This window comes from Sphingomonas yantingensis, assembly GCF_014199325.1.
GTDB classification, from domain to species: domain Bacteria; phylum Pseudomonadota; class Alphaproteobacteria; order Sphingomonadales; family Sphingomonadaceae; genus Sphingomonas; species Sphingomonas yantingensis.
The window spans coordinates 176,103-196,548 of record NZ_JACIJJ010000003.1; the positions used below are offsets into that span (position 1 = coordinate 176,103).

The window sequence follows — 20,446 nt, forward strand, 5'->3', positions numbered from 1 at the left end:
GAGTGAGACACATGGCAAAGAAGATCACCGGCTATATCAAGCTGCAGGTGCCGGCCGGCAAGGCCAACCCGTCGCCGCCGATCGGCCCGGCGCTGGGTCAGCGCGGCGTCAACATCATGGAATTCTGCAAGGCGTTCAACGCCTCGACCGGCGACCAGGAGGTCGGCACCCCGCTGCCCACCGTCATCACCGTCTATGCGGACCGTTCCTTCTCGTTCGAGACCAAGACGCCGCCGGCGACCTATCTCATCAAGAAGGCCGCGGGTTTGAAGTCGGGCTCGAAGGAGCCGGGCAAGGTGACCGCGGGCAAGATCAAGCGCTCGGCGCTGTCGGAAATCGCGCAGGCCAAGATGAAGGACCTGAACGCCAACGACATCGATGCCGCGACGAAGATCATCGAAGGTTCGGCCCGCGCGATGGGCCTCGAAGTGGTGGAGGGCTGAAATCATGGCCAAGCTGACCAAGAAGGCCAAGGCACTGGCCACCGCCGTCGACCGCGAGAAGCTGTACAATGTGGACGAGGCGATCGCCCTCGCCCGCACCAACGCGACCTCGAAGTTCGACGAGACGATCGAAGTCGCCCTCAACCTCGGCGTCGACCCCCGCCACGCCGACCAGATGGTCCGCGGCGTCGTCCTCCTCCCCAAGGGCACCGGCAAGACCGTCCGCGTCGGCGTGTTCGCCAAGGGCGCGAAGGCGGATGAGGCTCGTGAGGCTGGCGCCGACGTCGTCGGGGCCGAGGACCTGATGGAGATCGTTCAGGGCGGCAAGATCGACTTCGATCGCTGCATCGCCACGCCCGACATGATGGGCGTCGTCGGTCGCCTCGGCAAGATCCTGGGTCCCAAGGGCCTGATGCCGAACCCCAAGCTCGGCACCGTGACGATGAACGTGGCGGCAGCCGTCCAGGCGGCCAAGAGCGGCCAGGTCGAGTACCGTGTCGAAAAGGCCGGCATCATCCACTCGGGCATCGGCAAGGCGTCGTTCCCGGCCGAGGACCTGCGCGCGAACTTCGACGCGCTGGTCGATGCGGTGGTCAAGGCCAAGCCGTCGGGCGCCAAGGGCAAGTATCTGCGCAAGATCGCGGTCAGCTCCTCGATGGGCCCGGGCATCAAGGTCGATGTCGCGGACGTCTCGGCCGTTTAAGCACGGCTGACCGACTGTAGGACAGGGCCGGGAGGGCGACTTCCCGGCCCTTTTCTTTATGTGCGACGTTCAAGAGCGTGGACTGCAAGACGGGCAATACCGTGCTGACCAACCTGGGGGCTTTGGCTCAAATCGCGGCCATGCCCCTATTCGCGTTTCTTGCGCTGATCGCGGGGTTCGCCGCATCGCTGCTGATCTTCGTCATGCTGCTCCGGTTCAAGTTCGGATCACCGTGGTTCGCGGTCTGAAGTGCCGCTGCGCTGGTCGTGGCGATCGCGAACACCCTCGGCGCAGTCCGCGGGATCGACTAACCCTCGCTGGCGGCACTGGGCCGTTACGGCTTGCTCTCGGCGCTCGTCCTTGCCGGGTTTGCGTTCGTCTGGCCTGGCTAAGTATTCAGCCGCGCGCTGTCCGCCACCGCGCGGAACGCCGCCAGATCACGCTCGAAATAATGGATCGCCGGCGCCTCGTACGTCAGCAGGTACAGCCGTCCGCCGACGACCACCCCCCGCGCCTCGCCCCGCCGCGCCACGTCGTCGCCGGGTAGCGTGTAGCGATAGCGCATGACGAACCCCGCCTGCCCCGCCAGCGGCATCGGGGCCAATGCATCTAGCGCAAACAGCGTCGTCCCCGTCGCGACGCGATAGCTGCGTTCCAGCAACTCGGCGATCTCCGGTGCGCTCATGCCCGCGGCAAACCTCGGCAGCGGCGCCTCGCGCTTGTCGACCTCGCGGAACAGCGTCTCGCCGTCGGCGATCCCGCCGTAGAAGGTGAGATCGTTCAGCATCGCCCCGTCGCGCGTCCAGCTCTCCGCCCGCTTGCCCGGCCCCAGGCCCCCGTTGCGGTTCCAGGCGCGATCGGGTGTCACCGTCATCGCCGCCTTCGCGACGCCGACCGCTCGCCCCGGCGGCACGAGCACATAGTCGCCGCACCCCGTCAGCAGCAGCGCGAGGATCGGCACAGCCGCCCTCACGGCGTCACCATGCTGCGCAGCATTTCCGCGTCGGGCGCGTCGGGCCGCGCCGTCAGATAGCGGTCGATCGCCGCCTGGGCCCCCGCCCTGTCCCCCATATGCGGCAGAGTCAGTGCCAGCCCCCGCTCAGCCTCGGGCAGCGGCGCGGCCCGGCGATAGGCCGAAACCGCATCTTCGAGCCGCCCCGCCCCCCGCGCCAATTCGCCGCGCGCATAGGCGATCCAGTCAGGCGGTCCGCCGCGCGCCTCGATCCGATCGAGCAGCCAAGCCGTCCCGCCCGGATCGTTCAGCCGCAACTGGTCCTCGATCAGCCAGCGCCAGTGCGGCGCCATCGCCGCTGCATAGATGTCAGCACCGTCGCGCCCGCGTTCACCCCCCGCGAGCGCCGTCAAGGTCGCTTCGCGCTCGGCACTCGGCGGATGGCTGGCGAACAGCCCGCCCTCCCCGCGTGGCTTGCGCCCCCGCGCGGTTGCGGCGGCAAGCCGCTCGGCGCGCACGCCGGACCAGATCGCGGCGGCGGCATGCGGATCATACCCGCCCGCCCGCACCAGCGCGATCGACGCGGCGTCGGCTTCCCGCTCCATCTCGCGCGAATAGGCCGACAGCGACGCCGCAAGCCCCACCTGCACCGCCGAATAGCCCAGATTGCCCGCGACCAGCCCAACCGGCAGGCCCAGCAGCGCCCAACCATCCGCCTTTCGCCGATGATCGCGAAACGCGCGGAGCGAATGGCGCGCGCGGTAGTGCGCGATCTCGTGGCCCAGCACCGCCGCCAGTTCGGCCTCGTTCGCGGTACGAAGGAACAGGCCGCTCCACACGATCATCGCACCGTTCGGCGCCATCGAAGCGTTGAGGTAAGGCGTGCGGACGATGTGCACCCGGATCGCTGCACAGTCCGGCCCCGCCAAGCGACAGACCAGCCCGCCGACATAGGCGTTGAGCGCAGGGTCGGCGACGACGAACGGCGAGGTGCGAAGCTGCCGCTCCGCCTCGTCCATCTGCATCCTAAGGCCCGCTTCGTCGCCGGGCATCGCCTGTGCGAGCGCCAGCGCCGTGGCGAGCGCCTTCACTTCGCACCCCGCATCGTACCGAGCAGCTTGGCGACCAGCGCCTCGGCCCCCGCCGGCGTGGCAGGATCGCCGACACCGCCCGTCATGACGTTGAACCAGACGATGTCGCCGCTCTTCAGATCGACGAGCGAGGCATAGGCGATATGCTCGCCCCCGCCCGGCAGCAGGCAGAGGCCGACGACGCACCCGATCGCGCCCGCCACCGCCATTGCCTTTCGCCCGTCGTCGGACTCGTAGCTGCGCACCGTCAGGAACAGCGCGTGATCGCCCGCGCCGATCACAGAGCGCACTCCCGGCCCGAGCGTCCAGTCGAAGCGGCCGTGCTTCGTCGGCAGCGGGACCTCGCCATATTTGTGGAGTGCGATTGCGGTGGCGACGGTGCGATGCAAGGCTTCATACTCGGCCAGTCGTGGCGTGTCCGGCGCAGCCGATACGCGATCATGCCGCAGATAGACCGACACTGCGCGGGCGATCTCGGCACGGGCGCGCGCGGTTCGCTCGGCATCCGCCTGCGCCACGCCACCGATGCTGATGCGCCCTACCTCGACATCGGCGCGAGGCAGCGCGATCGCGACCGAGGGCGGCAGCCGATAGCCCGGCGCCGTCATCTCGCGCGTCGAGGTACATCCCCCGAGGGCAGCCGCCGCCAGAACCCATGCCATCATCCGCATGGGCCAGCCTATGCCGCAAAAAGCTTAAGGCGAAGCGACCCGATCGCGCCGCGGTGCGTTGAGGGTACGAAAGGAACCGCTATGACCGATACCGACCGCAATCCCGACAGCCCGCCCGCCGACCGCCCGAGCGATATCGAACGCGCCGTGAACGAGGATCGCGGCGGCACCGACGTCGAGCGCGCCGAGGACAAGGGCCGCACGCCGCTCGAGCCCACGGTTTCGCCCGACACCGCCGGCGGCGCGGGCGGCACGGTCCGCAATCAGGACGACGACGCGCAGTAATCATTCCGTACCCCGGCGGAGGCCGGGGTCCAGTTGGTGAGGCGCCGGAAAGCGAGCGCAATGCCTCTCTTTATCGCCTCACCAGCTGGACCCCGGCCTTCGCCGGGATACAATATTATTGGTCCAGCGCCTTCTTCAGCAGGTCGTTGACGACGCCCGGATTGGCCTTGCCCGCCATCGCCTTCATCGTCTGGCCGACGAAGAAGCCGAACAGCTTGTCCTTGCCCCCGCGATAGTCGGCGACCTTGTCGGCGTTCGCCGCCAGCACCTTGGCGATCTCCGCCTCGATCGCGCCGGTATCGCTGGTCTGCTTCAAACCGCGCGCCTCGACGATTGCCTCGGCGCCCTCGCCCGTCTCCAGCATAATCTCGAACACCTGCTTGCCCAGCGTGTTCGAGATCGTCCCGTCGGCGATCAGGCGCAGCAGTTCGCCGCCCTGCGCGGGCGTGACCGGCGACGCCTCGATATCCTTGCCGATCCGGTTGAGCGCGCCGAACAGGTCGGAAATGACCCAGTTTGCCGCTGCCTTGGCCGTAACGGTCGATCCGGCCGCGTCCAGCAGCGCCTCGAACCAGCGCGCCGTCTCCCCCTCCGCCGTCAGCACCGCGGCGTTGTAGGGCGACAGGCCAAGCTCACCCTCGTACCGCGCGCGCTTGGCGTCGGGCAGTTCGGGGAGGCTCGCACGGCATTCCTCGAGAAACGCGTCGTCGAGTTCCAGCGGCAGCAGGTCGGGGTCCGGGAAATAGCGGTAGTCGTGCGCGTCCTCTTTCGACCGCATCGAGCGGGTCACGCCCTTATCGGGGTCGAACAGCCGCGTTTCCTGCACGATCGTGCCGCCGCTCTCGAGCACGTCGACCTGCCGCTGCGCCTCGTACTCGATCGTCTGCATGACGAAGCGGACGGAATTGACGTTCTTCGTCTCGGTCCGCGTGCCGAACGCGTCGCCCGGCTTGCGCACGCTGACATTGACGTCGGCGCGCATCGAGCCTTCTTCCATGTTGCCGTCGCACGAGCCCACGTAACGCAGGATCGTGCGCAGCTTCCGGACATAGGCCCCCGCCTCCGCTGGCGAGCGCATGTCGGGCTTCGATACGATCTCCATCAGCGCGACACCCGAGCGGTTGAGGTCGACGTACGAGCGAGTCGGATGCTGGTCGTGCATCAGCTTGCCCGCGTCCTGCTCGACATGGATGCGCTCGACGCCGATCGCCTTCGTGCCCGCATCGGGGTTCTTGTCGTCCAGCGCGATCTCGATCCGCCCCTCACCCACCAGCGGGTGATAGAGCTGGCTGATCTGATATCCCTGCGGCAGGTCGGCGTAGAAATAATTCTTGCGGTCGAAGCGCGACCATTTGTTGATCGCCGCGTCGATCGCCATGCCGGTGCGCACCGCCTGACGAATGCACTCGCGGTTCGGCACCGGCAGCATCCCCGGCATCGCCGCGTCGACTAGGCTGACCTGCGTGTTCGGCTCCGCCCCGAACGCCGTCGCCGCGCCAGAGAAGAGCTTGGCCTTCGACGTGACCTGCGCGTGGACCTCGAGCCCGATAACGACTTCCCAGTCGCCGGTTGCGCCGTGAATGCGATATTCGCTCATCTTACCACCACTTTTCCGCGCGCGCACTGAAGCCCGCGCGCTGTTCGATCGCGAGGCCGGCGTTCAGCACGCCCTGCTCGTCGAGCGGCCTGCCGATCACCTGCAACCCCAGCGGCAGCCCGGCGCCGTCCAGACCGCCCGGCACGCTCATCGCGGGCAGGCCGGCGAGCGAGGCGGGCACGGTGAAAACGTCGTTCAAGTACATCGCCAGCGGATCGGCCTGCTTCTCGCCCAGCGCGAACGCCGCCGAGGGCGCGGTGGGCGTCAGCAGCAGGTCGCAGACTGCCCAGGCCTTCTCGAAATCCTGCGCGATCAGCGTGCGGACCTTCTGTGCCTGCGTATAGTACGCATCGTAGAAGCCCGCCGACAGCACATAGGTGCCGATCAGGATGCGGCGCTTCACCTCGTCGCCAAAGCCCGCCGCGCGGGTGGCGGCGTACATGTCCTGAAGGTTCGCGCCCTCGGGCAGTTCGCGCTGACCGAACCGCACGCCGTCATAACGCGCGAGGTTCGACGACGCCTCCGCCGGCGCGACGATGTAATAGGCAGGCAGCGCGTACTTGGTATGCGGCAGCGAGACCTCGACGATCTCCGCCCCGGCGTCGCGCATCCACTCGATGCCCTGCTGCCAAAGCGCCTCGATCTCCGCCGGCATCCCGTCGACGCGGTATTCCTTCGGGATACCGATCCGCTTGCCCGTCATGTCGGGCGACAGCCCTGCTTCCCACGCCGGCACGGGCAGGTCGAGCGAGGTCGCGTCCTTCGGATCGAAGCCCGACATCGCCTCAAGCATGATCGCGCAGTCGGTGACGTCGCGCGCCATCGGCCCCGCCTGGTCGAGCGAGGAGGCGAAGGCGACCGTGCCCCAGCGCGAGCAGCGGCCATAGGTGGGCTTGATCCCCGAGATGCCGACGAACGCCGCGGGCTGGCGGATCGAGCCGCCGGTGTCGGTGCCCGTCGCCGCCGGGCACAATCGCGCCGCGATCGCCGAGGCGCTGCCGCCCGACGATCCGCCCGGCGTCAGCGCGGCATTGCCGCCATCCTTGCGCCGCCAGGGGCTGATGACGTTGCCGAAGAAGCTCGTCTCGTTCGACGATCCCATCGCGAACTGGTCGAGGTTGAGCTTGCCCAGCATCCCCGCGCCCGCGTCCCACAATTTCTGCGAGACGGTGGATTCGTAGGTAGGCGTAAACCCCTCGAGGATGTGGCTGGCCGCGGTCGTCTGCACGCCCTTCGTCGCGAACAGATCCTTCATGCCGATCGGCACGCCCGCCAGCGGCTTGGGCGCCTCACCCGCCGCGCGCGCAGCATCGGCCGCATCGGCGGCGGCGAGCGCGTGCTCGGGCGTCTCGACGATGAACGCGTTGAGCGCCTTGGCGCCCGCAACGGCAGTATTGAACGCCTCCGCCGCCTCTCGCGCAGTGAAGTCGCCGGCGCGGAAACCGTCGCGCAGGCCGGCGACGGTCAGGTCGGTCAGGTCGGTCATTCGATCACCTTGGGAACCGCGAAGAAGCCGTGCTCGGCCTGCGGGGCATTGGCCAGCACCGCCTCGCGCACGCCGCCGTCGGTGACGACATCGTCGCGCAGGCGCAGCATGTTGGGGATGACGGCGGTCATCGGCGCGACGGCAGAGGTGTCGACCTCGCCCAGTTGCTCGATCCAGCCCATGATGTTGTCGAGCTCGGGCGCGATACGCCCGGCCTCCTCATCGGTGATGGCGATGCGGGCGAGCCCCGCGATGCGCTTTACGGTTGCAGTGTCGACGGCCATGCGGGTGCGGCTAGCATCCGCATCCAGCCCCATCAAGCGCCCCCGCGGTTGCAGATCGCGCAAACAAGCGGCATCGAAACCGAATTGCCGGTCGCCGGTTTATGCTGCATCGCACAATGGAGGCCCAAGCTGGCCCGCAAGTTCCTCTATCTGGTCGCCATCCTGATCGTGCTCGCCATCGCCGCCATGTTCGCCTACCGCCTGTTCGGCGTGCGGCTGCTCCGCCAGACGATGGTGCCAACCGCGCAGTTCCAGGCGCTGCCAGCAACGCCTGCTGACGCCTATGCAAAAGCCGATATGTGGATCGCGCGGCCCGACAGGCCGAACAATCCCGCGATGTGGACGCCGCCGGGGGTCGAGGCGAGCAGGAACCCGACCGCCGCGGTCTTCTTCATCCACCCGACCTCGTACCTCGACCGCGCCGCATGGAACGCGCCGCTCGACAACCGCGACGCCAACGACCGCGCGGCGCTGTTCCTGCGCGGACAGGCATCGGCGTTCAACGGTGTCGGCGCGATCTGGGCGCCGCGCTATCGCCAGGCGACGTTCGGCGCCTTCCTGACCAATGTGCAGGCGGCGACGCAGGCGCTCGACCTCGCTTATGGCGACGTGCTCGCCGCCTTCGACCGGTTCTTGAGCGAAGCGGGCGACCGTCCGATCATTCTCGCCGGGCACAGCCAGGGCGCGCTTCACCTGTCGCGTCTCCTTAAGGATCGCGTCGCAGGACAGCCGATCGCTAAGCGAATCGTCGCGGCATACGTGGTCGGGTGGCCGATCTCGCGCACCGCGGACCTGCCTGAAATGGGCCTGCCCGAGTGCCAGCGCGCCGATCAGGTCGGCTGCATCCTGTCGTGGCAGAGCTTCGGCGAGCCCGCCGATCCGTCGCTGATCCTCGACACGTTCGATGCGACCACCGGGTTCAACGGCACCCGCCGCGCGGGGACGCCGATGGTCTGCACCAACCCGATCACCGGCAACATGGGCGATGCCGCCCCGGCGCAGGCCAATCTCGGCACGCTGTTCCCGTCGGCCGACCTCACTTCGGCGACGCTTGAGAAGGGTCGCGTCCCCGCACGGTGCGAGGGCCGGGGGCTGCTGATGATCGGTGAGGGTCCCGATCTCGGCAACTATGTCCTGCCGGGCAATAACTATCATGTGTTCGACTATAGCCTGTTCTGGGGCAACGTCCGCGCCGATGCGGAGCGGCGGCTGACGGCGTTCGGCGCGTGATCGCCACGCTCGCCGCCGACTTCGCCGCCGCGCTGCCCGATGGCGGGCGGCTGATCGGCCTCGACGTGGGGACTAAGACGATCGGCACTGCGCTCTGCGACGCCGGCTGGAGCTTCGCCAGCGCCGCGCCGCTGATCCGCCGGACCAAGTTCACCGCCGACAAGGCCGCGCTCGCCGACCTGATCGTGAAGCAGTCGGTGAAAGGCATCGTCATCGGCCTGCCGCTCAACATGGACGGCACCGACAGCCCGCGCACCCAGTCGACGCGGGCGTTCGCGCGTAACCTCATCGACATGGGCCTGCCGATCCTGCTCTGGGACGAGCGCTGGTCCACCGTCGCGGTCGAGCGCTTGATGATCGAGCAGGACCTCAGCCGTGCCAAGCGCGCTGAGCGCGTGGACTCGCTGGCGGCAGCGCATATCCTCCAAGCCGCGATCGATGCGCTGGCGAACGTGCCTCAAGCCTGACGTTACACGTCACCCCAGACCTATTCCGGGGTCCAGTTAGCCACGAACGCCGCCATTCCGTCTTGAGCGCCCTGCCTGCCGCCCGGTGGCCCCCGGAACAAGTCCGGGTTGACTGTTCAGGTCGCCAGCGCCACCGCCACCGCGCGCAGGACGTCGGGGTTGAACTGCACCCAGACGTGGCTCGACCGCACCTCGACCGCGGCGCAATCCTCACCTCGGCAGATTGCGCCGCCGACCAGCCCGTCGCTCGCGCTCCAGATTGCGGTCGTTGGCACCGACAGGGGGCGCCCGGCCTCCCCGACCAGCGCGCGCACCTCGGGGTCGTCGATCCGTGCGCCCGACAGCGCCTGATAGGCGCGCCAGACGCGCGTCGCATCGGGCGGCCCGGCGAAGGGCGAGCTGATCGTCACCACCTGCGCGACATGTCCCGGCATCCGATGCGCCGCGATCCGCGCCATCAGTCCGCCCAGGCTGATCCCCACCAGCGATATCGGCGCACCATACCGCTCGGCCATCGCATCGATCCGCGCGAACAGCCGCTCGCCGTCCTGCCCGATCGCCCGCTGCCCGAGATTGCGGCCGAGGCCCCAGCCCTCCACCCGATAGCCCATCCGCGTCAGGTGACGGCGCAGCGCCACGTTCGAGCGATCCGAATTAAACAGCCCCGGCAGCACCATCACCGGCTCGCCCCGCCCGCGCGGCCCCGTCGCCATCGCGCGCCATTTGCCGGCTAGGCGAAGCACCCCCGCCGCCCCGCGCGGCACTTCGGTCAGGGTGTGGCGCCACGCGGGCGGGGTTAGAGCCACCACATCACCGTCCCCGAAAACGGCGTCCACCGCCCCATCGGTACCCCGGCCGCCATCAGCGCTTCCCCCGTCCACGCGTTGCAAGTTCGGACCGCGCTGTAATGACCTCGCGCCGGATAGAAGGCATCCCAGGCGTCATAACCGCGGTCGGCAGGCCCCTCACCCAGGCTCGCGTCGATGAACCCGACCAGCCGCCGCGCCTGATCGGGCCGCAGCAATACCCGCTTCACCGACCCGCCCGCGATTGGGGGCGGCACATGCTCGACATGCAGGACCGTCGCATCGCTCCCGACGGCAGCCGCGGCGACCGTCGACAGGCTCAGGTCGCGCCACGTCGGCGTATCGAGGTAGAAGGCGCGGTCGCCCCACCCGACCGCCACCCAATCGTGCCGCGCGTATCGAGGATCGCGAAGGTCCGCCGCGACGAACCGCCCGGCCAGCCGCGGCGTGAGCAGCGCCTTTGACACGACGATGCCGGTGTGAATGCCGTTATCCTCGACATAAACCGCGATGCCGCTCGCGGCCCGCGCCTCGGCACCGGCGGCCTCCAAAGCCGCGCCGATCCATCCGGCGATCCAGTAACCCTGCGCGACGACCGCGACCAGCAGCAGCAGCGCGACCAGTGTCCCGAGCGCCGAACCTTTCAACCTGTTCAGTTTCGCGTGCAACTGCCTATATTCCGCCCATGACCGCTGACCTGCACATCCACGCTGCGCCGCCCGAGGGCGCCGCCACCGACTGGACCATCCCACAGAATTGGGACGCGTTCACGCGCGAAGAGCACGCCGTCTGGGATACGCTATTCGAACGGCAGGCGAAATTGCTGCCCGGCCGTGCGTCGAAGGCGTTTCTGCGCGGGCTCGAGGCGCTGCGCCTCTCCGAATCGGGCATCCCCAATTTCGACGACCTGTCGGAACGGCTGATGAAGCTCACCGGCTGGCAGGTGGTCGCCGTTCCCGGTCTCGTCCCCGACGACGTGTTCTTCGAGCATATGGCGAACCGCCGCTTCGTCTCGGGCAATTTCATCCGCCGCGCCGACCAGCTCGACTATCTGCAGGAGCCCGACGTCTTCCACGACGTGTTCGGGCATGTGCCGATGCTCGCCGATCCGGTGTTTGCCGACTATCTTGCCGCCTATGGCCGCGGCGGCCTGCGCGCGCTTGAACTCGGCGCACTGCCGCAACTGGCGCGGCTCTACTGGTACACGGTGGAGTTTGGACTGGTCGAGGAGGACGAGGGGTTGCGCATCTTCGGCGCGGGCATCGTCTCGTCCTCGGCCGAGAGCGTCTTCGCGCTCGACGACCCCAGCCCGCATCGCATCGGCTTCGACCTTGAGCGGGTGATGCGGACCGAATACCGGATCGACGACTTTCAGCAGAATTACTTTGTGATCCCGAGCTTCGAGGAACTGCTCCGCGTCACCGTCGAGACCGATTTCGCGCCGCTATACGAGCGGATCCTGCCGCTTCCCTCGATCCCGGTCGCCAAGCTGATCGACAGCGACCGCGTCCTCCATCGCGGTACGCAAGCCTATGCGGCGGCACGCGTGCCGGCCTGATCCGCCCCGTCCTTGCGCAGCGTCAGCCGCGCGCGGGCGCCCCGGGCGGGGCCGTCGCTCTCCAGCGTCAACGTGCCGCCCATCGCGTTGGCGGCATTGGCGCACCAGTGCAGGCCGAGCCCCCCGGCCTTGTCCGACCGCGTTGAAAAGCCGCGCTGAAACAGCTGCCCGCTGCGCGCGGCATCGAACCCTTCGCCGTCATCGGCGATGGTCAGCACCAGCCGATCGCCCGCATGCTCGATCGTCGCGTCGATCCGCCCGCTGCGCCCGGTCGCGGCGATCGCCTCCACTGCATTGGCGAGGAGATTGCCGACGATCTGGCTCAGCACCACGCGGTTGGCGATCGCCCAGGCGGGTCCCGTCGGCAAGCCAAGCGCGACCGGCAGCGCGCCGGCGAACCGCGCGATCGCCGCGTTCTGCGCGACGATCTCCGCCACGTCGCACGGCGTCACGTGCGGGCGGGTGTGGAGGTCGCCGGGTTGTCGCCCGATGATCGACAGCGCCTGCCGCATCGACGCGCGGCCGATCTCCAGCCGCTCCAGTCGCTCGGCGCGGGCCGCCTGCTCGGCCTCCAGCGCCGCGGCGACGAACCCGGCGAGCTTTCGCCGCCGCGCCGCGGGTACGGCATCGCCCGCCAGCTCGGCCAGCGCCCGCGCCAACAGCGCCGGATCGGCCGCGGGCGGCTGGGCCAGCCCCTGCGACAGGATCGTGCTGACCGGGGTCAGTGCGTTCCGGACATTGTGAATCATCGCCACCGCGCTTTCCGACTGACCGAGGCGATAGGACTGCGCGGCCATTCGTTCGCGCAGGTCCGCAAGCTGCGCCAGCATCGCATCGAAGCTGCGCGTCACACGGCCGATCTCGTCGCCGCGCGGATCGGCGGCGAGCGGCGTGGGAGCCCCCGTTTCGCGCACCGCCAGCATATGCGCTTCCAGCCGCTCGAGCGGTTGCAGCACCAGCGCCGTTATCGACCGGCGCAGCACCGCCAGCACGATGAGCAACAGCAGCGTCGAGCCACCCACTGCCAGCAACAGCATCCGCTGGCCCAGCGCCGACAGGTCGCGCGGCATCGACAGGCGAAGTCGTCCGGCAACGCGCCCGTCGGCGTCGGTCAGTGGCAGCGTCGCCGCGATCCGGTCACCGTCGCGCACGATCGCGCTGCCGCCGCCCCGCTCGATGACCACGCCAAGGCCGGTGAGGCGCTGCAGCATCGCGGCATCCAGGCGACGTATTGCTGCCATGTGGTCGGCGCGTGCGACGATCGTCAGGCCCCCGCCCTCGATCCGGTAACGCAGCCGCGCGTCGGCACGCCCGGCGAGCGGCCGGAGCGCATCGACCGAATAGGCCGCCGGCGCATCGCCCGGGCGGGCGGTGCCCGCCGCCGCGGCGGTACGCTCGCCGATCTCGGCCAGCATCGCGGCCACACGGTCGCGCTGCGCGGCGGCGGCTTCGATCTCCAGCCGGTCGAACCCCGGCGTGATGACGATCGCCAGCAAAAGCGTGATCGCGACCGAGCCCAGCAGCCCCACGCCCGTCAGGATCGCGATGAACTGCGCGCCCAGCGACCCGTCGATCCACCCGCGCGCCCCGCGCGCGCGCATCAGCCGACCGTCCCGGACCCGCGCGCGCCCTCGGCGATCATTGCCGACGCCTCTATGAAACGTGCCTCGGCAAGCTCGGTCGCCCGCGCGGCCTCGATCGGTCGCGACAGGTGGAAGCCCTGCAGATGGCTGCATCCGGCGATGCGCAGCGCCTGTACCTGTGCCTCGGTCTCCACGCCCTCCGCCACCACCTCGAGGCCGAGCGCGCGGCCGAGATGGATGATCGACTGGACGATCGCCGCGGACTCGCGCTCGCGACCCATGCCGTCGATGAAGCTCTTGTCGATCTTCAGACAGTCGAGCGCGAACTTGCGGATATTGTAAAGGCTGGAATAGCCCGTGCCGAAATCGTCGAGCGCGATGCGGAAGCCCATCTGGCGCACGCGATAGAGCGTGTCCGCCGCCCGCTCCGCATCGTCGAAGATCGCGGTTTCGGTAATCTCGATCTGGAGCCGCGACGGCGCGATGCCCGCGCGATCGACGCGCTCGACCACGTGCCCGACGAAATTGGGGCGGCGGAACTGGCGCGGGCTGAAATTGACCGAGACATATTGCCCCGGCCACCGCTCCAGCATCGTCAGCGCCTCGCCCAGCACCCAGTCGCCGAGATCGTGGATGAGGTTCGATTCCTCAGCGATCGGGATGAACATCGCCGGGCTGATTGAGCCGTACTCGGCGCTGTCCCAGCGCATCAACGCCTCGAACGCGACGACCTCCAGCGTGTCGTGCGACACGATCGGCTGATAGACGAGGCGAAGCTCGCCCGCCTCGATCGCGTTCGACAATCCGCCCTCGATCGCGCGGCGGAAGCGGATCGCGCCGTCCATGCTCTCGTCGAATACGCGGACAGAACCGCGCGCCGACTTCTTGGCGTCGTTGAGCGCTAGGTCGGCGCGGCGCATCACGTCGGTCGGATCGACCCCGGTATCGGGCTCGACCACGACCAGCCCGGCCGACGCCCCGCCCTGAAGACTGTGGCCGAAGATGCGGAAATTGGCAGAGCAGGCGTGGATCATCCGCTCGACCTCCATCACCGCCGCCTCGGTGCCGGGCGTCGGAAACAGGATCGCGAACTCGTCGCCGCCCAGCCGGGCGATCATCCCGCCGTCGGGCACCTGCGCCGAGAGGATGTCGCAGATCGTGCGCAGCATTTCGTCGCCGGCCAGGTGGCCGAACGTGTCGTTGACCAGCTTGAAACGGTCGAGGTCCATCATCGCCATCGCGAACGGCTCGTCCGCGCGCACCCAGCCCGACAACGACCGGACGAAGGCGAGCCGGTTGGGCGCGTCGGTCAGCGGGTCGTGATTGGCAAGGTGCAGCGCCTTCATCTCGTTGGCGGCAAGCTCGTGCGCCTGCTCCTCCAGCGCCTCGACCTTGTCGGCCAGCTCGGCGCGCACGGCGGCAAGCTGCCGGTCGACCGACCAACGCTGCGTCAGCGCGGTCGCGGTCTGGACGATCTCCTCGATCTCGAACGGCTTGGCGATGTAGAACAGCTTGTCGACCGGCCCCGCCACGCGCCCGATCTCGATCGGGGCGTAGTCGGAGAAGCCGGTGACGATGACGAGATTGACGTCTGGGTCGATGGCGCGGATGCGCCGCGCCGTCTCTCGCCCGTCGATACCCGGCGGCATCCGCACGTCGATGAACGCGACAGCGAAGCGATCCTCGCCCTTGGCCGCGGCGACGAGGTCGACCGCTTCCTGTCCCTGATGCGCGTGGACCAGCTCGAAATGCGGCGCGGGCCCGTCGTCGTTCGACGCGCCGAACAGTTCGTCGGCCATCGCGCGCAACCCAGCCTCGTGCGAAGGCGCGGGCGACAGGCAGTGGCGATAGCTATCGTGCATCGCCGGCTCGTCGTCGACAATCAGAATGCGCACCTGGCCGCTCCCCCTCGCCCGAACTTACGAGGGGGTAAGCGGACAGGGTTAACGCCGTCCTACTGCGCGGGCGTCTGCCCGAACAATTTGCGCAGGAACACTGTCTCGACCTCCCGCCGTAGGTCGTTGTTGCCCTTTTTCTGGAAACCGTGCCCTTCGTCGCTGAACAGGACGTACCAGGTCTCGACACCCTGGCCGCGCAGCTTGGCGACGACCTGATCGCTCTCGAACTGCGGCACGCGGGGGTCCTGCGCGCCCTGCATGACCAGCATCGGCTTGGTGATCTTGCCCAGGTTCGCCATCGGCGCGATCCGCGCGAACACCTTTGCCATTTTGGGATCGCGCTCGTCGCCATATTCGGCGCGGCGATTGTCGCGGCGATAGGCCTCGGTCCGCTCCATGAAGGTGCGGAAGTCACTGATGCCGTACCGCTCGACCCCGCCGACCAGCCGGTCGCTGTAATGCGTCATGACGGCCAGGCTCATATAGCCGCCATAGGACTGGCCATAGACCGCGACCTTGCCCGCATCGAGGTTCGGCTGCGCCTTGATCCAGTCCAGCAGCGCGCCGATGTCCTTGACCGACTCCTCGCGCTTCTCGGCATTGTCGAGGTTGAGGTAGCGCTTCCCGTATCCGTCCGACCCGCGGACATTGGGCAGGATCACCGTCGCGCCAAGCGTATCGGCAAAATATTGCGCGCCGTAATTCCAGCTCGGCCGCGTCTGCGCCTCCGGTCCGCCGTGAATGTCGATGATGACCGGCGTGCGCGTGCCCGCGGGTACATTGGTTGGACGATAGACGAACGCCGGCACCGACAGGCCGTCGAACGACTTGAAACGGATCAGGCTCGGTTCGGCCAGCTTTGCGGGATCGAGGTCGCCAAGCTCGCTGTTCGTCCAGCGCGTCAGCGCGCCGCCCGCCACTGCGTCATAGGTCCAGACATCGCCCGCGGAGGTCGCGGTCGACAGGCCGATCGCCAGCCGGCGATTGTCAGGCGCGAACTTGAGGGCGGAGAGCACGCCCTTGGGCAGCACCGGCTGCGGCAGCGCGCGGCGCGTCACCCGGTCCTGCACGACGACGCGGCTCACCCCGTCCTCGTTCACTGAATAGGCGAGGATGCGCCCGTCGCCAGACAGGTCGTACGCCTCGACATCCCATTTCAGGCCGGGGGTCAGCACCCGCTCGGCCCCGGTGGCCAGGTCGATCTCGACCAGCCGACGCACGTCGCTGTCGCGATCGGAAATCGCGATCAGGCTTTTGCCGCCGGGAAGGAAATGCGGGTCCTCGTACCGCGCCATCGCCGCATTCGGCGCGATGCGCGTCGCCTGTCCGCTGGCCATGTCGAGCACGAAGATCTGGCTCTCCCGGTTCGAGATCGAGCGCAGGAAAACGAGCTTCGACTTGTCCTCGCTAAGGTCCGCCGGTGCCACCGCGCCACCGGCCTTGAACACCTCTCGCCGTGACCCCGGAATGGCCGGATCGGCGGACAGGATCGTGTAGTTGGCCGCGCCCTTGGTCGCGCGCGCCCACACGGCAAGGCTGCCGTCCTTGGCGATCACCAGCGACCCGTTGCGCGTGCCGGGTTCGGTCAGCAGCACTTCGGGCCCGGTCAGCCCCTTGACCGCCAGCTGAAACCACTCGTCACCGTCGGTATCCCTTGTGAGAATGAAGCGGTTGCCCTGCCCCGGCAGCGCGTCCGCGCCGGCGACGGGGCTGTCGTAAAAGCTGATTTGCCGCCGGTCGGCCCCCGGCGCCGCGACATGGTGCAACTGCGCGGTCGCGCCGAAGCGCGTGGTGACGAGCATCGACCCGTCGGGTAGCCAGTCCTGCAACTCGGCGGAGCGGCTGTTCTGATACCGCTGAACCGCGGCGCGCACGTCGCCCGGGATTTCGGGCACGTTCTGAAGCGTCGCCGTCCCCTCCTGCCTGGTCGCCACGGTCGCGGCGGGCTGGGGCGCCTGCTGCGCGGCGAGCGGTGCGGCGAGCATCGTGGCGGCAAGGAACAACGGCTTCAGACGCGGCATCGGCAACCCTCTCGTGCGTTCATGTCGCCGGGGGTTCTAGGGGGATGCGGGGCCGCCCGGCAAGCGCCTAGCCGCGCTCGATATTCCCGCCCTCGCGCTCGACCGAGGCGACGATGAGGTCGAGGACCTTTGCGATCAGCGTCTCCATCGCCGCATGCGCCGCCGCGCCGTCGCGCGCCAGGATCGCGTCGGCCACCGCGGCATGATCGGCGATGCTCGCGCTGCGCCCTGCCAGCCGGTTGGTGAACCGGATCGAGGTCCTGAGCGCCGTCGCCACCACGTCGCGAAACTGCGAGAAGAAGGGGTTGTTCGTCGCCCGCAGCACCGCGACGTGAAAGGCGATGTCCGCCTCCAGCGCGTCGTCGTCGCCGATTTCAGCCGAGCGCATCCGTTCGAGCCCGGCGGTGATCGCCGCCTGCTGATCCTCGGTCGCATATTGCGCCGCCAGTGCGGCGGCGGCGGGCTCGACCGCAATGCGCAGTTCGCTGAACCGGCGCAGCAGCGTCAGGCTCGACCGCCGTTCGAGCAGCCAGCGCAGTACGTCGGTATCGAACAGGTTCCACGCTTCTTCCGGGCGCAGGAACGTCCCTTGCTTGGGCCGTGCGCCGAGCAGGCCCTTGGCCGCCAGCATCTTGACCGCCTCGCGCGTCACCGACCGGCTGACGCCGTGCTGCTTCACGATATCGGCCTCGATCGGGAACGGCTTGTCGCGATATTCGCCGGTGACGATCGCGCGGCCGAGCACCTCGAGCAGCCCGAAGGTCAGGTTCCGTCCCAGTTCACCCCGGATCAGCGGATCGTCCGCCATCAGCCACCCCATCAGCTTCGCGTTTCGGTCGAAAGACTGTTGCAGATCGGTTTCGGATCGACAAGAACGATTGATATTATAAAAAAGCGAGGCATTGCCCCGACATGAGCAGTTTCATCGCCGTCGACTGGGGGACGACAAATCGCCGCGCCTGGCGGATCGAGGATGGACGGCCCGCCGACGTGATGCGCGATGCGACCGGTATCCTCTCGGTCCCGCCAGGCGGCTATGCCGATGCCGCCACGGCGATCCGCGCCCGGCTGGGCGATGGCCCGTTGCTGATGGCGGGGATGGTGGGGTCGAACCGCGGCTGGGCCGATGCCGGCTACGTCCCCTGCCCCGCGTCGCTCGCCGCGCTGGCCGCACGGTTGCTGCCGGTAGCTGAAGACGCGTGGATCGTCCCGGGCGTCTCCATCGTCGAGGGGCAGCGCGGCGACGTGATGCGCGGCGAGGAGGTGCAGTTCCTAGGCGCCGTTGCGGGCGGCCTTGCCCCGGCCGACGCGCTGATGTGCCAGCCCGGCACCCATTGCAAATGGGCGCGGGTCGAGGGGGGCGCGCTGACCCGCTTTTCGACCGCGATGACGGGCGAACTGTTCGCGCTGCTGCGCGATCATTCGCTGATCGGCGCGGCGATGCGGGGGCCGGTCGCCGATGGCGCCGCGTTTCGCGACGGGATCGCGCGCAGCGGCGAGGGCGACCTGACGACCGCGCTGTTCGGCGTGCGTGCGTCGAGCGTGCTCGCGCTTCGCGACGACGCCGATGCCGCCGCCTATGTCAGCGGCCTGCTGATCGGAGCGGATTGCCGCGTGCGCGTGCGGGCGGGCGATAGCGTCCACCTCCTTGCCGACCCGGCGCTCGGCGCGCTCTACACCGCCGCGATCGAGGCGCTGGGCGCACGCGCAATCCTCGTCGACAGCCACGCCGCGTTCCTTGCCGGCATCATCCGCATCTGGGAGCTTCAAGCATGACCGATTTCGACACGTCCTTCGCCGCCCTGCCGCTTGTCGCGATCCTGCGCGGGGTCGAGCCTCACGAGGTCGTCGGGATCGGCGACGCGCTGGTCGAGGCGGGCTTCACCCTGATCGAAGTGCCACTCAATTCGCCCGATCCCTTCGCCAGCATCGAGGCGCTGGCGCGCGCCCACGGCGACCGCGCGATGATCGGGGCTGGCACCGTGCTGACGATCGAGGACGTGGCCCGCGTCGCCGATGCGGGCGGGCGGATGGTGATCTCGCCCAACACCAACATCGACGTGATCGCCGAGACCGCCCGGCGCGGCATGGCCTCGCTCCCCGGCTATTTCACCCCGTCGGAGGCTTTCGCCGCACTCGGCGCAGGGGCGACCGCGCTCAAGCTCTTCCCGGCGGAGGCGGCGAGCCCGCAGGTGCTGAAGGCCCAGCGCGCGGTGCTGCCGAAGGGCGTGCCGGTGCTCGCGGTCGGGGGCATCGCGCCCGACACGATGGCCCCGTGGCGGGCGGCGGGGGCTAACGGCTTCGGGCTCGGCTCCGCTCTTTACAAGCGCGGCGCGACCGCCCGAGAGGTCGGGGACGCCGCCCGCGCGTTCGTGACCGCGTGGCGCGAGGGATGAGGCGCGCCGCGCTCGTGCTGGCGGCGACGCTGCTGGTCGCCGCGTCGGATGCGCGCACACTCGTCAATCCGATCCTGCCATCGGGCGCCGATCCGTGGATCGTCGAGGCGAACGGCACCTTCTATTTCATGGCGACGCGCGGCGACCGATTGGCGATCCGCACCACCCGCAACCTTGCCCGCCTGGCCGACGCACCCGAACAGGTCGTCTGGCGCGCGCCTGCCAGCGGCCCGAACAGCGCCTCGATCTGGGCGCCCGAACTGCACCGCATCGACGGCCGCTGGTTCCTCTATTACACCGCCAGCGACAGAGCGGCCGACGACGACGCGCATCGGGGTGTCTGGGTGCTGGAGAACCGCTCGCCCGACCCGCTGAAGGGCGAATGGATCGATCGCGGGCGGGTGAACTCCGCGCGGCCCGGCATCGACGGCACGACCTTCACCGTCCACGGCCGACGCTATTTCGCCTATTCGCCCTATGTCGGCCCCGACAGCGTGATCGCGATCGCGCGGATGGCGAACCCGTGGACGCTGGCGGGCCGGGAAGCGATCATCGCCCGCCCCGACCAGCTATGGGAGCGGCAGGGCGGGAGACAGATCCTCGAGGGGCCGGCATTCCTGAAGGGCCCCGACGGCGGCCTTCACATCGCCTATTCGGGCAGCGCCTGCTGGTCCGACGACTATGCCGTGGGCTTGCTGAGCGCCGCGCCGGGCGCCGACCCGATGCGCCCGGAGAGCTGGCGCAAGACCCCCCGCCCGGTCCTCGCCAAGTCGCCCGCGACGGCCATCTGGGCGCCCGGCCACAACGGCTTCTTCATCGCGCGCGGGCGGACGTGGATCGTCTATCACGCGAACAACGCGGAAAAGCTCGGGTGCGGCAACCGCCGCGCACCGCATGTGCAGGAGGTGACGTGGACACGGGACGGCGAACCCGTATTCGCCCGCCCCGCTGCCGGGCCGGCACCCGCGCCCTGAA

At 68.9% G+C, this 20,446-nt stretch carries 22 protein-coding genes; 10 read left to right on the forward strand and 12 right to left on the reverse strand.

What is annotated here, in order from left to right:
• Nucleotides 1–11: 11 nt before the first annotated feature.
• The 3 genes from rplK (at nt 12) to FHR19_RS10725 (ending at nt 1,394) form a co-directional block, all read left to right on the forward strand.
• The gene (gene rplK / locus FHR19_RS10715; protein WP_184028094.1) at nt 12–443 is read left to right on the forward strand and encodes a 50S ribosomal protein L11; all 432 of its coding nucleotides are present in this window, start codon (nt 12–14) and stop codon (nt 441–443) included.
• 4 nt (nt 444–447) lie between these two features.
• Nucleotides 448–1,146 carry a 50S ribosomal protein L1 gene (gene rplA, locus FHR19_RS10720; RefSeq protein ID WP_184028096.1) on the forward strand — a complete coding sequence of 233 codons (699 nt, stop codon included), beginning with the start codon at nt 448–450 and terminating at the stop codon, nt 1,144–1,146.
• 101 nt (nt 1,147–1,247) lie between these two features.
• Entirely contained in the window at nt 1,248–1,394 is a 147-nt protein-coding gene (locus FHR19_RS10725) for a hypothetical protein (RefSeq protein ID WP_184028099.1), read from the forward strand.
• A 140-nt stretch (nt 1,395–1,534) separates the two neighbouring features.
• On the opposite strand, the gene FHR19_RS10730 is transcribed toward FHR19_RS10725, so the two are convergent.
• The 3 genes from FHR19_RS10730 to FHR19_RS10740 are packed head-to-tail and all read right to left on the reverse strand — an operon-like array spanning nt 1,535 to nt 3,860.
• A complete protein-coding gene (locus FHR19_RS10730) occupies nt 1,535–2,119 on the reverse strand; it encodes a hypothetical protein (protein ID WP_184028101.1) in 585 nt (194 codons plus the stop codon).
• Entirely contained in the window at nt 2,116–3,189 is a 1,074-nt protein-coding gene (locus FHR19_RS10735; RefSeq protein WP_184028103.1) for a M48 family metalloprotease, read from the reverse strand. Before FHR19_RS10735 ends, FHR19_RS10730 begins: the two co-directional genes overlap by 4 nt.
• Nucleotides 3,186–3,860 (reverse strand): hypothetical protein, encoded by a 675-nt coding sequence (locus FHR19_RS10740; RefSeq protein WP_184028105.1) that lies wholly within the window; start codon nt 3,858–3,860, stop codon nt 3,186–3,188. The genes FHR19_RS10735 and FHR19_RS10740 overlap by 4 nt, the downstream gene beginning before the upstream one ends.
• A gap of 81 nt (nt 3,861–3,941) precedes the next feature.
• Between FHR19_RS10740 and FHR19_RS10745 the strand changes: the two genes are divergently transcribed.
• Complete coding sequence (locus FHR19_RS10745; RefSeq protein WP_184028107.1) at nt 3,942–4,145, forward strand: hypothetical protein; 204 nt, start codon at nt 3,942–3,944, stop codon at nt 4,143–4,145.
• 115 nt (nt 4,146–4,260) lie between these two features.
• On the opposite strand, the gene gatB is transcribed toward FHR19_RS10745, so the two are convergent.
• Genes gatB through gatC form a run of 3 tightly spaced genes read right to left on the reverse strand, consistent with a single transcriptional unit; the run spans nt 4,261 to nt 7,512 of the window.
• Nucleotides 4,261–5,742, reverse strand: coding sequence for an Asp-tRNA(Asn)/Glu-tRNA(Gln) amidotransferase subunit GatB (gene gatB, locus FHR19_RS10750; protein WP_184028108.1), 1,482 nt, complete (start codon nt 5,740–5,742; stop codon nt 4,261–4,263).
• 1 nt (nt 5,743) lies between these two features.
• Nucleotides 5,744–7,228 (reverse strand): Asp-tRNA(Asn)/Glu-tRNA(Gln) amidotransferase subunit GatA, encoded by a 1,485-nt coding sequence (gatA, locus tag FHR19_RS10755; RefSeq protein ID WP_184028111.1) that lies wholly within the window; start codon nt 7,226–7,228, stop codon nt 5,744–5,746.
• Entirely contained in the window at nt 7,225–7,512 is a 288-nt protein-coding gene (gene gatC / locus FHR19_RS10760) for an Asp-tRNA(Asn)/Glu-tRNA(Gln) amidotransferase subunit GatC (RefSeq protein WP_184028113.1), read from the reverse strand. Before gatC ends, gatA begins: the two co-directional genes overlap by 4 nt.
• 129 nt (nt 7,513–7,641) lie before the next feature.
• Here gatC and FHR19_RS10765 point away from each other — a divergent pair, with 129 nt between their 5' ends.
• Nucleotides 7,642–8,742: a DUF3089 domain-containing protein gene (locus FHR19_RS10765; RefSeq protein WP_184028920.1), complete on the forward strand. Its 1,101-nt coding sequence runs from the start codon at nt 7,642–7,644 to the stop codon at nt 8,740–8,742.
• Nucleotides 8,739–9,209: a Holliday junction resolvase RuvX gene (gene ruvX, locus FHR19_RS10770; RefSeq protein ID WP_184028115.1), complete on the forward strand. Its 471-nt coding sequence runs from the start codon at nt 8,739–8,741 to the stop codon at nt 9,207–9,209. The genes FHR19_RS10765 and ruvX overlap by 4 nt, the downstream gene beginning before the upstream one ends.
• Nucleotides 9,210–9,325: 116 nt before the next feature.
• Here the strand turns inward: ruvX and FHR19_RS10775 are convergent, their stop codons facing one another.
• Together FHR19_RS10775 and FHR19_RS10780 are read right to left on the reverse strand one after the other, a co-directional pair.
• The gene (locus tag FHR19_RS10775) at nt 9,326–10,015 is read right to left on the reverse strand and encodes an alpha/beta hydrolase-fold protein (protein WP_343053241.1); all 690 of its coding nucleotides are present in this window, start codon (nt 10,013–10,015) and stop codon (nt 9,326–9,328) included.
• Nucleotides 10,006–10,662 (reverse strand): TIGR02117 family protein, encoded by a 657-nt coding sequence (locus FHR19_RS10780; RefSeq protein ID WP_184028117.1) that lies wholly within the window; start codon nt 10,660–10,662, stop codon nt 10,006–10,008. The genes FHR19_RS10775 and FHR19_RS10780 overlap by 10 nt, the downstream gene beginning before the upstream one ends.
• A 38-nt stretch (nt 10,663–10,700) precedes the next feature.
• On the opposite strand from FHR19_RS10780, the gene phhA reads away from it, so the two are divergent.
• Complete coding sequence (gene phhA, locus FHR19_RS10785; RefSeq protein WP_184028119.1) at nt 10,701–11,573, forward strand: phenylalanine 4-monooxygenase; 873 nt, start codon at nt 10,701–10,703, stop codon at nt 11,571–11,573.
• Here the strand turns inward: phhA and FHR19_RS10790 are convergent.
• The 4 genes from FHR19_RS10790 to FHR19_RS10805 form a co-directional block, all read right to left on the reverse strand.
• The gene (locus tag FHR19_RS10790) at nt 11,546–13,174 is read right to left on the reverse strand and encodes a HAMP domain-containing sensor histidine kinase (protein WP_184028121.1); all 1,629 of its coding nucleotides are present in this window, start codon (nt 13,172–13,174) and stop codon (nt 11,546–11,548) included. The two genes, phhA and FHR19_RS10790, sit on opposite strands and share 28 nt — an antisense overlap.
• Complete coding sequence (locus tag FHR19_RS10795; RefSeq protein ID WP_343053242.1) at nt 13,174–15,051, reverse strand: two-component system response regulator; 1,878 nt, start codon at nt 15,049–15,051, stop codon at nt 13,174–13,176. The genes FHR19_RS10790 and FHR19_RS10795 overlap by 1 nt, the downstream gene beginning before the upstream one ends.
• A gap of 59 nt (nt 15,052–15,110) precedes the next feature.
• The gene (locus FHR19_RS10800) at nt 15,111–17,075 is read right to left on the reverse strand and encodes a S9 family peptidase (RefSeq protein WP_246359468.1); all 1,965 of its coding nucleotides are present in this window, start codon (nt 17,073–17,075) and stop codon (nt 15,111–15,113) included.
• A gap of 67 nt (nt 17,076–17,142) precedes the next feature.
• Nucleotides 17,143–17,895 carry a FadR/GntR family transcriptional regulator gene (locus tag FHR19_RS10805; protein ID WP_246359469.1) on the reverse strand — a complete coding sequence of 251 codons (753 nt, stop codon included), beginning with the start codon at nt 17,893–17,895 and terminating at the stop codon, nt 17,143–17,145.
• 92 nt (nt 17,896–17,987) lie between these two features.
• On the opposite strand from FHR19_RS10805, the gene FHR19_RS10810 reads away from it, so the two are divergent.
• Genes FHR19_RS10810 through FHR19_RS10820 form a run of 3 tightly spaced genes read left to right on the forward strand, consistent with a single transcriptional unit; the run spans nt 17,988 to nt 20,445 of the window.
• A complete protein-coding gene (locus FHR19_RS10810) occupies nt 17,988–18,851 on the forward strand; it encodes a 2-dehydro-3-deoxygalactonokinase (protein ID WP_184028124.1) in 864 nt (287 codons plus the stop codon).
• A complete protein-coding gene (locus FHR19_RS10815; RefSeq protein WP_184028126.1) occupies nt 18,848–19,471 on the forward strand; it encodes a 2-dehydro-3-deoxy-6-phosphogalactonate aldolase in 624 nt (207 codons plus the stop codon). The genes FHR19_RS10810 and FHR19_RS10815 overlap by 4 nt, the downstream gene beginning before the upstream one ends.
• Nucleotides 19,468–20,445, forward strand: coding sequence for a glycoside hydrolase family 43 protein (locus FHR19_RS10820; protein ID WP_184028127.1), 978 nt, complete (start codon nt 19,468–19,470; stop codon nt 20,443–20,445). Before FHR19_RS10815 ends, FHR19_RS10820 begins: the two co-directional genes overlap by 4 nt.
• Nucleotide 20,446 lies beyond the last annotated feature (1 nt).

What these genes read in the sequence shown, in the direction of transcription:
- rplA (WP_184028096.1), top strand. Translation starts at nt 448, where the DNA reads ATGGCCAAGCTGACCAAGAAGGCCAAGGCACTGGCCACCGCCGTCGAC.
- phhA (WP_184028119.1), top strand. Translation starts at nt 10,701, where the DNA reads ATGACCGCTGACCTGCACATCCACGCTGCGCCGCCCGAGGGCGCCGCC.
- FHR19_RS10745 (WP_184028107.1), top strand. Translation starts at nt 3,942, where the DNA reads ATGACCGATACCGACCGCAATCCCGACAGCCCGCCCGCCGACCGCCCG.
- gatB (WP_184028108.1), bottom strand. Translation starts at nt 5,742, where the DNA reads ATGAGCGAATATCGCATTCACGGCGCAACCGGCGACTGGGAAGTCGTT.
- FHR19_RS10815 (WP_184028126.1), top strand. Translation starts at nt 18,848, where the DNA reads ATGACCGATTTCGACACGTCCTTCGCCGCCCTGCCGCTTGTCGCGATC.
- FHR19_RS10810 (WP_184028124.1), top strand. Translation starts at nt 17,988, where the DNA reads ATGAGCAGTTTCATCGCCGTCGACTGGGGGACGACAAATCGCCGCGCC.
- gatC (WP_184028113.1), bottom strand. Translation starts at nt 7,512, where the DNA reads ATGGCCGTCGACACTGCAACCGTAAAGCGCATCGCGGGGCTCGCCCGC.
- gatA (WP_184028111.1), bottom strand. Translation starts at nt 7,228, where the DNA reads ATGACCGACCTGACCGACCTGACCGTCGCCGGCCTGCGCGACGGTTTC.
- FHR19_RS10805 (WP_246359469.1), bottom strand. Translation starts at nt 17,895, where the DNA reads ATGGGGTGGCTGATGGCGGACGATCCGCTGATCCGGGGTGAACTGGGA.
- FHR19_RS10800 (WP_246359468.1), bottom strand. Translation starts at nt 17,075, where the DNA reads ATGCCGCGTCTGAAGCCGTTGTTCCTTGCCGCCACGATGCTCGCCGCA.
- FHR19_RS10740 (WP_184028105.1), bottom strand. Translation starts at nt 3,860, where the DNA reads ATGCGGATGATGGCATGGGTTCTGGCGGCGGCTGCCCTCGGGGGATGT.
- FHR19_RS10790 (WP_184028121.1), bottom strand. Translation starts at nt 13,174, where the DNA reads ATGCGCGCGCGCGGGGCGCGCGGGTGGATCGACGGGTCGCTGGGCGCG.
- FHR19_RS10820 (WP_184028127.1), top strand. Translation starts at nt 19,468, where the DNA reads ATGAGGCGCGCCGCGCTCGTGCTGGCGGCGACGCTGCTGGTCGCCGCG.
- rplK (WP_184028094.1), top strand. Translation starts at nt 12, where the DNA reads ATGGCAAAGAAGATCACCGGCTATATCAAGCTGCAGGTGCCGGCCGGC.